Consider the following 9,796-nt stretch of genomic DNA (forward strand, 5'->3'; position numbering starts at 1 on the left):
CGGATTGATGCAAAACCACAATGAGTCCAACGAAATCGAAGGCGTGGTGGTGCGCAAGCGCCGCAAGGGTATCTACATCCTGCCCAACCTGTTCACGCTGGCTGCGCTGTTCGGTGGCTTCTACGCCATCGTGATGGCCATGAATGGCCGCTTTGAACTGGCTGCCGCAGGCGTGTTCTGCGCCATGGTGCTGGACAGTCTTGACGGCCGCGTGGCACGCATGACCAATACGCAAAGCGCCTTTGGCGAACAGATGGACTCGCTGTCGGACATGGTGTCCTTCGGGGCCGCTCCCGCCTTGATCGCCTATGAGTGGGCGCTTAAGGGCATTGGTCGCTGGGGCTGGATTGCCGCCTTTGTCTATTGCGCCTGCGCCGCCCTGCGGCTGGCGCGTTTCAACGTGAATACCGGCACGGTGGACAAGCGCTGGTTCCAGGGCCTGCCTTCGCCTGCGGCGGCGGCGCTGGTCACGGGCTTCATCTGGCTGCTGGACGAGGCGGGCCTGCTGCGCGGCCAGGATGCCTGGCTGAGCTGGACGCAGATCACCTGGATCATGTTCTTCCTGACGCTGTACGCGGGCCTGACCATGGTCACCAACGTGCCTTTCTACAGCTTCAAGGACGTGCATTTCAAGAAGAGCGTGCCCTTTGCGGCCATCGTACTGATCGCCCTGGGCATCGCCATCATCAATATCCATCCGCCCATCGTGCTGTTCGGCGTGTTCCTGCTCTACGGTTTCTCGGGCTACGGCGTCTATGCATGGCGCAAGGCCAAGGGCCAGCGCACCAGCGTCATCAGCACCTCGACCGATGAGCCTGAAGAGCGCGGCCTGCACAAATGATGCGCCGCAGCATCTTCACAGCGCCTGAGAACCTGTGCTAAAGTGACCCGCATGCAATACCTGTCGCTAGCTCTACTACTGATGTCCCACGGGCAGAGACAGTAGCGCGCGCGTACATTCCTACTTTCACGGCCCGTTTGCACCAGCGACGGGCCGTTTTGCGTTTGTGGGGTCGCTGGAGCAGGTGGGTCTTGTTTTTACCTAGACGATAGAAAGCACTTCAGCCATGTTGCAAAACCCTTCGACCAAGTACCGTCCGTTCGCTCCGGTCCGCCTGCAAGACCGCCGCTGGCCCGATGCGGTGATCACCCAGGCCCCGGTCTGGTGCAGCGTGGACCTGCGCGATGGCAACCAGGCGCTGATCGAGCCCATGGACATCGATCGCAAGATGCGCATGTTCGAGCAGCTGGTGAAGATCGGCTTCAAGGAAATCGAGGTCGGCTTTCCTTCCGCGTCCCAGGTCGAGTTCGACTTCATGCGCAAGCTCATCGAGGAAAACCGCATTCCCGATGACGTGACCGTCCAGGTGCTGACCCAGGCTCGTGAGCACCTCATCCGCCGTACCTTCGAGGCGCTCGAAGGCGTGCCCCGGGCCATCGTCCACCTCTACAACGCCACCGCGCCCGTGATGCGCCGCGTGGTATTGAACATGAGCGAGGACGAGATCGTCGAGCTGGCCACCACCAATGCCCGCATGTTCAACGAGATCGCTGCCGGCTATCCCCAGACGCAGTGGACCTTCCAGTACTCGCCCGAGATGTATTCGGACACCGAGCTGGAGTTTTCCAAGCGCGTCATCGATGCCGTCACCGATGTATGGCAGCCCACGCCCGAGCGCAAGTGCATCATCAACCTGCCCACCACCGTGGAGCACTCCACGCCCAACATCTTCGCCGACATGGTGGAGTGGACGCATCGCCACATCCAGCGCCGCGACTCCATCGTGCTGTCCGTGCATCCGCACAATGACCGCGGCACGGGCACGGCCACGGCCGAGCTGGCGTTGATGGCCGGTGCGGACCGCCTTGAAGGCTGCCTGTTCGGCAATGGCGAGCGCACGGGCAACCTCGATGTGGTCAACGTGGCGTTGAACATGTACATCCAGGGCGTGTCGCCTGGCCTGGATTTCTCCGATATCGACGGCATCCGCAGCACGGTCGAGCATTGCAACCAGCTGCCCGTGCATCCGCGCCATCCCTATGTGGGCGATCTGGTCTACACCTCGTTCTCGGGCTCGCACCAGGATGCCATCAAGAAGGCCTTCGCCGATCGCAAGGACGGCGACATCTGGGACATGCCCTATCTGCCCATCGACCCCAAGGACCTGGGCCGCAGCTACGAGGCCGTGATCCGCGTCAACAGCCAGTCCGGCAAGGGCGGCATCGCCTATCTGCTTGAAAGCGAGTATGGCCTCCAGTTGCCGCGCCGCCTGCAGATCGAGTTCAGCCAGGTGGTGCAGCGCGAGATGGACGCCAGCGGCAAGGAGCTGGCCGCGGCCGACCTGTGGGCGCTGTTCCAGCGCGAGTACGGCCTGCAATCCGTGCAGGCCCCGCATTACCGCCTCAGCGAGAACGACGGCGTGGTCAGCCTGTCGGCCGATCTGTCCGTTGACGGCGGCAAGCGCACGGTCGAGGCGCAAGGCACGGGGCCCATCGATGCCTTCGTGCAGGCGCTGAGCGAGCACAGCGGCCGGGCCGTGCGCGTGCTGGACTACAACGAGCATGCCATCGGCGAGGGTGCCAATGCCAAGGCCATTGCCTACGTGGAACTGCGCGTGGACGAGTTGCACGTGTGCTACGGCGTCGGGGTTGATGCGAATATCGTCTCCGCTTCGTTCCGGGCCATCATGTCGGGCTTGCAGCGCGTGCCCTCTGCCGAGAAGGTGACGGTGCAGGAGGCGGTTGCCGCTTAAATTCCATTGCCTAGCCGGTGCAGCCACAAGCGCACCGGCTTTTTTCATCACCTGCCCGTGGGCAGGAGATTCGCATCCACAAGAAAGACGAGACTCCCATGACCGACCAATTGATCATTTTCGACACCACCTTGCGTGACGGCGAGCAGTCGCCCGGTGCCTCCATGACCCGCGACGAAAAGCTGCGCATTGCGCGCCAGCTCGAGCGGCTGAAGGTCGATGTGATCGAGGCCGGTTTTGCGGCGAGTTCCAATGGCGACTTCGAGTCGGTGCAGGCCATTGCGCGCGCCATCAAGGACTCCACCATCTGCTCGCTGGCCCGTGCCAATGACCGCGACATCGCCCGTGCGGCCGAGGCTCTGAAGGACGCCAGCCGCGCGCGCATCCACACCTTCATCGCCACCAGTGCGCTGCACATGGAGAAAAAGCTGCGCATGACGCCCGAGCAGGTGCTGGAGCAGGCGCGCCAGTCGGTGCGATTTGCGCGCAACCTGATCGCCGACATCGAGTTCAGCCCCGAAGACGGCTACCGCAGCGACCCGGACTTTCTGTGCCGCGTCATCGAGACGGTGATTGCCGAAGGTGCGACCACCATCAACGTGCCCGACACCGTGGGCTACGCCATTCCGGAGCTGTACGGCGCCTTCATCAAGAACCTGCGCGAGCGCGTGCCCAACAGCGACAAGGCCGTCTGGAGCGTGCATTGCCACAACGACCTGGGCATGGCCGTGGCCAACTCGCTGGCCGGCGTCAAGCTTGGCGGGGCGCGCCAGATCGAGTGCACCATCAACGGCCTGGGCGAACGCGCGGGCAACTGCTCGCTCGAGGAGGTGGTGATGGCCATCAAGACGCGCAAGGACTACTTCGGCCTTGACGTCAACATCGACGCCCAGCACATCGTGGCCGCCAGCCGCATGGTCAGCCAGACCACGGGCTTCGTGGTGCAGCCCAACAAGGCCGTCGTGGGCGCCAACGCCTTCGCCCACGCCTCGGGCATCCATCAGGATGGCGTGCTCAAGGCGCGCGACACCTACGAAATCATGCGTGCCGAGGATGTGGGCTGGAGCGCCAACAAGATCGTGCTGGGCAAGCTCAGCGGCCGCAATGCCTTCAAGCAGCGCCTGCAGGAGCTGGGCGTGGAACTCGACAGCGAGGCCGCGATCAACACTGCCTTTGCGGCCTTCAAGGAACTGGCCGACCGCAAGAGTGAAATCTTCGACGAGGACATCCTGGCCCTGGTGACCGAGCAGGATGCGCATCAGCAGGCCGATCCCTTCCAGTTCATCTCGCTGGCCCAGCAAAGCGAAACAGGTGAGCGCCCACACGCGTCGGTGGTGTTCAGCCGCGATGGCCGTGAGATCAAGGCCCAGTCCGATGGCAATGGCCCGGTCGATGCCTCGTTCAAGGCCATCGAGTCCGAGGTGAAGAGCGGTGCCGAGATGCTGCTGTACTCGGTCAACGCCATCAGCGGCTCCACCGAGAGCCAGGGCGAAGTGACCGTTCGCCTGCAGCGCAGCGGGCGCGTGGTCAACGGCGTGGGCGCGGACCCGGACATTGTCGTGGCCTCGGCCAAGGCCTATCTGAGCGCGTTGAACAAATTACACAGCAATGCAGAGGTCGTGGCTGCGCAGGGGTAAGCACTCGCCTTATAATTTCATTTAAATTATCGAAAAGTCGCACAAGTTATTGTCACAGTGCGACTTTTTCGATTAATGTAAGGTCTAGTCACAAATTCTTGCTGCTTGGAGCATTTCTCATGCCCACCCTACGCCGTGCCCGCCTCGGTCGATTTGCTCAGGTTCTCTCGTTGCTGGCCCTGAGTTGTGCTCTCACTGCCCCGGGCGCGCATGCCGCACCGGCCAAGAAAGTTGCCAAGAAACAGGTGGCCGTGGCCCCTGTCAAGAAGAAGGCCGTGAAGGAGCGCGCCACGGCGGCTCCCCAGGGCAAGCGCGTTGCCAAGAGCGCGCGCCAGCCCAGCCGCGTGGCCGCACGCAGCGCTGCCAGCCCCATTCGTGCCGTTGCCTACGAGCCACGCCTGTCGTTCGGACAGATGGCCGGGCTGCATGCAGTGGCCGATCCTCTTGATCTCAAGAGCAGCGTGGCCCTGGTCATGGACCAGGACACCCACGAAGTGCTGCTCAGCAAGAACGACCATGCCGTGCTGCCCATCGCCTCGCTGACCAAGCTGATGACGGGTCTGCTGATTTCCCAGGCCCATCTGCCCATGGATGAATCCATCACCATCACGCAGGATGATGTGGATACCGAAAAGGGCAGCAGTTCGCGCCTGGCCGTGGGCACCACGCTCACCCGTGCCGAAATGCTGCACCTGGCCCTGATGTCCAGCGAAAACCGTGCTGCCCATGCGCTGGGTCGCACCTTCCCAGGTGGCCTGGATGCCTTCGTCCAGCAGATGAATGCCAAGGCGCGCCTGCTGGGCATGACCGATACCCGTTACGTGGAGCCCACCGGGCTGTCCAGCCGCAACCAGTCCAGCGCCCGTGATCTGGCCGTGCTCGTGAATGTGGCGCACAGTGATCCGCTGGTGCGTGAGTACACCACTTCGCCCGGCTATGAAGTGGCCGTGGGCCGCCGCACGCTGCAGTACAACAACACCAACCGCCTGGTGCTGAGCCCGACCTGGGATATCGGCCTGCAAAAGACCGGCTACATCTCCGAAGCGGGTCGTTGCCTGGTCATGCAGGCGCAGGTGGCTGGCCGCAAGATCATCATGGTCTTCCTGGACTCCGCCGGAAAGTTCAGCCGCCTGGGCGATGCCGAGCGCGTACGCCACTGGGTGGAATCCATGGGGCAGGTGGCCGGCGATTCCATGATCCACAAGGTCAAGGGCTGAGTTTCCTCCCCCGCAACAACAAAGGCGCCCTGGGCGCCTTTGTTGTTTTTGATGACCGGTCTTGCTGCTTGCGGATGGCCGCTTGCAGATCAGTGGCTGCTGCGCGCGTAGGGATTGGGGGGCGGGGCTGCAGGGCGGACCGCATTGAAGCCCAGGGCGCCCGAGATCTCCTGCGCGGTGGCCTGGAGCTTGGACAACCAGCTTTCGTCCAGCCGGTCGGCGGGAGCGGAGATGGACAGGCCGGCCACCAGCTTGCCCTGGTCGTCATAGATGCCGGCGGCCATGCAGCGCACGCCCAGCTCCAACTCCTCGTTGTCGCGGGCGACGCCATGGTGGCGTACCTTGTCCAGCTCGTTTTCCATGTCGGCAAGCCGCGTGATGCTGAAGTGCGTCTTGCCGGGAAGGCCGGTGCGTGTGGCGTAGGCGCGCACCTGCTGCGCATCATCGGCCGCCAGAAACAGCTTGCCATTGGATGTGAGGTGCAGCGGCGCATGGCCGCCGATGGCGCGCACCACCTGCATGCCCGAGCGCTCGCTGTAGGCGCGTTCCACATAGACGATTTCATCGCCCTGGCGCACGCTGAGGCTGACCGGCTGCTGGATCTGCTTGTGCAGCTGGCGCATGGGAATCAGGGCTGCTTCCCGCACGCTCAGGCGGGCCTTGACCAGGTTGCCCAGCTCCAGGAAACGCATGCCCAGCCGGTAGCTGCCGGATTCGGGGCGGTCGACGAAGCGGCCGATGGCCAGGTCGTTGAGAATGCGGTGCGTGGTGGAGGGGTGCAGGCCGGTGCGCTCGCTGATCTCCTTGAGCGATACCGCTTCCTCACGCGAGGCCAACACGTCGATCAACGTGAACATGCGTTCCAGGACCTGGACGCTGGGCTTGGGCGAGGCCGCGTTATCGTCTTTTTTCATGAGGCGCAAGGGGATTTCGGGATTCGGTCATTCTAGCGGCGGGCATGGCTTGGCGGCATATGTGCCGCCTGCAAACAGCGGCCATGTGCATAAGAAATGTCGCTGAAAGGGGCGCGGTGGCGCCATATCAGCGTGGCAGCTGATCCACGCGCTGCCAGCGCTCGTCCACGCGCACTTCATGGGGAAGAAAGCGCGCCTTGTAATTCATCTTCTGACTGTCGGCGATCCAGTAGCCCAGATAGACATAGGGCAGGCTCATGGAGCGTGCCTGATCGATCTGCCACAGCACGTTGAACGTGCCGTAGCTGGCCTGGTCATCGGGCTCGTAGAAGGTGTAGACGGCGGACAGCCCGTCTTCCAGCACATCGAGGATGGAGACCATCTTCAGCCTGCCGACTGCGCCGTCGGCCGCCGGTGCGCGGAACTCCACAAGCCGTGAGTTGACGCGGCTTTGCAGCAGGAACTGCGTGTACTGGTCCACGCTGTCGTGGTCCATGCCGCCGCCGCTGTGACGGCTTTGCTGGTAGCGCAGGTACAGCTGGTAATGCTCGTTCGAGTAATGCAGGCGCTGGATCGATGCCGTGAGATCGGCGTGGCGCACGGCTGCGCGGCGCTGGCTGCGGTCCGGGCGGAAATCGTGGACCAGGATGCGCATGGGCACGCAGGCCCGGCAACCATCGCAATACGGCCGGTAGGTGAACATTCCGCTGCGGCGAAACCCCAGGGAGACCAGCTCCGAATAGGCGCTGTTCTGGATCAGGTGGCTGGGCGTGGCCACTTGCGAACGCGCCAGCCGGCCATCCAGGTAGCTGCAGGGATAGGCGGCTGTGGCGTAGAACTGCAGGGCCTGCAGCGGAAGATCGTTCGGGTGCGTCATGGTGTGCTGGCGGCAGCCGGTGATGTGCTGCCGGCGTCACCGGACGGCGGCAGCAACTCGTTCCAGTATACGTTTTCGAATTGCCAGTGCATGGGCGGCAGCTGGCTTTGCTCTGCCACGGTGCGCAGGAACTGGGAGCGGGGCATCTCGCGCGCGCCCAGCGAAGCCAGGTGCTGCGTGGCCTGCTGGCAATCGATTTGCGCGGCGCCTTGGTGCCGGCACAGCGTCACCAGTGCCGACAGTGCGATCTTGGATGCGTCTGTGGCATGCGCGAACATGGACTCGCCGAATACGGCGCGGCCCAGCGCCACGCAGTACAGGCCGCCCACCAGGCGCCCGTCGATCCAGGTTTCCACGCTGTGGGCTGCACCCTGGCGGTGCAGTTCGGTATAGGCGTCGAGAATTTCCTGCACGATCCAGGTGCCATCCTGATCGCGGCGCACCGTTTGGGCGCAGTGCTGCATCACGGCCTCGAAAGCGCTGTCGATGCGGATCTCGCAGCCGGCGGTGGAGCGAAAGCGCTGCAATGTCTTGCGCAGGCTGCGGTGCAGCCGGAACTGCGATGTCTGCAGCACCATGCGTGGATCGGGCGACCACCATAGCGTGGGCTGGCCTTCGCTGAACCAGGGAAAAATGCCCTGGCTGTAGGCGATGCGCAGGTGCGCCGCATCCAGCGTGCCGCCTGCGGCCAGCAGGCCCGGAATCGGGTCGTTGGGGCCCCATGCCGTTTCCACAGGAGGGAAGGCCTGGTGGGGAATGAGCCATGGGAGGGGGTGGGACATGATCGGGTGCGGACTGAAAAATAATGGATTCGTGCTTCTCTGCAGCCGCAGTCTTGCACAAACCATGGTGAAGAGGGTTGCGTGGATGCGAGAGCATCGCCTGGCCGGGGTAAGTGAACCTCCTACGCGGCCTTGTCCCGCCGGGGGACAGCGCCGCCAGGCCGGGTTGGCTATCCTGGGCTTGTCTTCTTGCGGATGCATGGCTTTCGCTGCGAAGACATCGAAGGAGGATGAGCGATGTTTTTCAGCAAAATCTTTGGCGCAAGCCTTGCCGAGCCGCGCTATATCCGTCGCACCCGGGCCTACCTGCAGGAGGCACGCATGGCGATGCTGGAGCACACCATTGCTGCCGAATACTACAAGTCCTCTGCGGACATGTATGCGGAGCGGGCTGCGCGGCTGGAGGAAGAGCTGCGTGCATGGGAAGAGGGTGTGGAGCAAGCGCGCGCTGCGCACGGTGCGCGTCGCGCACATGCCAAGCACGGCAAGCCTGTCACCGTGGAGTCGGCCGCCCCTGCCGCAGCGCCGAGCACGCCGACTGTCGGCATGGTGCGCGCAGCCTGAGCAAACAAAAAAGCCCGCATGCGCTGGCATGCGGGCTTTTCATCTGGCTCCTCAACCTGGGCTCGAACCAGGGACCTACGGATTAACAGTCCGGCGCTCTACCAACTGAGCTATTGAGGAATATGTTGGTGCTGGGCCCTGTGCGATTGCAAGGCCGCTGAAATTTGGCTCCTCAACCTGGGCTCGAACCAGGGACCTACGGATTAACAGTCCGGCGCTCTACCAACTGAGCTATTGAGGAATACGTGTCTGTCGACAAAGATCCTGTGCGATTGCAGGGTCTTGAAATTCTTTGGCTCCTCAACCTGGGCTCGAACCAGGGACCTACGGATTAACAGTCCGGCGCTCTACCAACTGAGCTATTGAGGAACAAGACCTAGATTATATGACGTAAAAAACACGTCACAGAAAACTCGGGGAATTTTTTTCAGCAGGCCTGCCGCAGGCCTTCATTCTCAGGGCTCTGGCCTGAACCACAGCCACACCAGCACGCAGCCCATGGACGTCAGCGCCACGGCCTGTACCCAGGCGGGCGGGCGTGTCCACAGCAGGAGGACGGCGCACAGGCTCATCATGGCGCTGGCGCTCCATTTGGCGCGCCGGCTCACGCAGCCACCTCGCGCCCAATTGCGCAGCATGGGCCCGAACAGGCGATGGCGCCACAGCCAGGTGTGCATGCGATGCGAGCTGCGCGCCGCGGCCCATCCGGCCATGAGCACGAACACCGTGGTGGGCAATCCTGGAATGAAGATGCCGGCAATGCCCGTCGCCAGGCTCAGGCAGGCAAACAGCTGCAGCGCCCAGCGCAACGGCGCGGCCGGCATGCGGTGCAGGGGAGGGGGATCATCATCATTGAAGGCCTGCGCCTGCGCCATGCCTGCCTGCGCAGTGGCATCCGGCTGCCTGGCCTGTGCCGCGGGTGTTTGCTGCGCGCCTGTGTCACGGTCCTCTGAGGACGCGGCGGATGACTCTCTGGCGGTGCTGGGCATGCTGCGATTGTGCCAGCGCGGTGTAGCCATGGCGGCCAAGGGGGGCGAGAGGGGGGGATCGGG

General features: G+C 63.4%; 9 protein-coding genes and 3 tRNA genes. 5 read left to right on the forward strand and 7 right to left on the reverse strand.

Features of this window, described 5'->3' with window-relative positions; genetic code table 11:
- The first annotated feature begins 7 nt into the window (after positions 1-7).
- The 4 genes from pssA to GRX31_RS26320 all read left to right on the forward strand — a co-directional run bounded on the left by pssA (position 8) and on the right by GRX31_RS26320 (position 5,607).
- A complete protein-coding gene (gene pssA / locus GRX31_RS26305) occupies positions 8-841 on the forward strand; it encodes a CDP-diacylglycerol--serine O-phosphatidyltransferase (protein WP_012206663.1) in 834 nt (277 codons plus the stop codon).
- 226 nt (positions 842-1,067) lie between these two features.
- A complete protein-coding gene (gene leuA / locus GRX31_RS26310) occupies positions 1,068-2,753 on the forward strand; it encodes a 2-isopropylmalate synthase (RefSeq protein WP_043790092.1) in 1,686 nt (561 codons plus the stop codon).
- A gap of 98 nt (positions 2,754-2,851) precedes the next feature.
- Positions 2,852-4,390 carry a 2-isopropylmalate synthase gene (locus tag GRX31_RS26315; RefSeq protein WP_016447412.1) on the forward strand — a complete coding sequence of 513 codons (1,539 nt, stop codon included), beginning with the start codon at positions 2,852-2,854 and terminating at the stop codon, positions 4,388-4,390.
- A gap of 119 nt (positions 4,391-4,509) precedes the next feature.
- The gene (locus GRX31_RS26320; protein WP_016447411.1) at positions 4,510-5,607 is read left to right on the forward strand and encodes a serine hydrolase; all 1,098 of its coding nucleotides are present in this window, start codon (positions 4,510-4,512) and stop codon (positions 5,605-5,607) included.
- 89 nt (positions 5,608-5,696) lie between these two features.
- On the opposite strand, the gene GRX31_RS26325 is transcribed toward GRX31_RS26320, so the two are convergent.
- From GRX31_RS26325 to aat, 3 genes are all read right to left on the reverse strand, one after another.
- On the reverse strand, positions 5,697-6,521 hold the full coding sequence (locus GRX31_RS26325) for an IclR family transcriptional regulator (RefSeq protein ID WP_016447410.1): 825 nt from the start codon (positions 6,519-6,521) through the stop codon (positions 5,697-5,699).
- Between the two features lie 127 nt (positions 6,522-6,648).
- Positions 6,649-7,398, reverse strand: a complete 750-nt coding sequence (locus tag GRX31_RS26330) for an arginyltransferase (RefSeq protein ID WP_016451368.1) — start codon at positions 7,396-7,398, stop codon at positions 6,649-6,651.
- Positions 7,395-8,180, reverse strand: a complete 786-nt coding sequence (gene aat, locus GRX31_RS26335) for a leucyl/phenylalanyl-tRNA--protein transferase (RefSeq protein ID WP_160855585.1) — start codon at positions 8,178-8,180, stop codon at positions 7,395-7,397. The genes GRX31_RS26330 and aat overlap by 4 nt, the downstream gene beginning before the upstream one ends.
- A gap of 237 nt (positions 8,181-8,417) precedes the next feature.
- Between aat and GRX31_RS26340 the strand changes: the two genes are divergently transcribed.
- Positions 8,418-8,744, forward strand: a complete 327-nt coding sequence (locus GRX31_RS26340; protein WP_016447407.1) for a hypothetical protein — start codon at positions 8,418-8,420, stop codon at positions 8,742-8,744.
- Positions 8,745-8,788: 44 nt separating this feature from the next.
- Here GRX31_RS26340 and GRX31_RS26345 read toward each other — a convergent pair.
- The 4 genes from GRX31_RS26345 to GRX31_RS26360 form a co-directional block, all read right to left on the reverse strand.
- Positions 8,789-8,864: transfer RNA gene (locus tag GRX31_RS26345), tRNA-Asn, on the reverse strand.
- Between the two features lie 45 nt (positions 8,865-8,909).
- Positions 8,910-8,985: transfer RNA gene (locus tag GRX31_RS26350), tRNA-Asn, on the reverse strand.
- A 52-nt stretch (positions 8,986-9,037) separates the two neighbouring features.
- A tRNA-Asn gene (locus tag GRX31_RS26355) sits at positions 9,038-9,113 on the reverse strand.
- Positions 9,114-9,199: 86 nt separating this feature from the next.
- Entirely contained in the window at positions 9,200-9,619 is a 420-nt protein-coding gene (locus tag GRX31_RS26360) for a YbaN family protein (RefSeq protein ID WP_016451371.1), read from the reverse strand.
- Positions 9,620-9,796: the final 177 nt, after the last annotated feature.

This window comes from Delftia sp. CH05, from assembly GCF_009827015.1.
Taxonomy (GTDB): domain Bacteria; phylum Pseudomonadota; class Gammaproteobacteria; order Burkholderiales; family Burkholderiaceae_C; genus Comamonas; species Comamonas tsuruhatensis.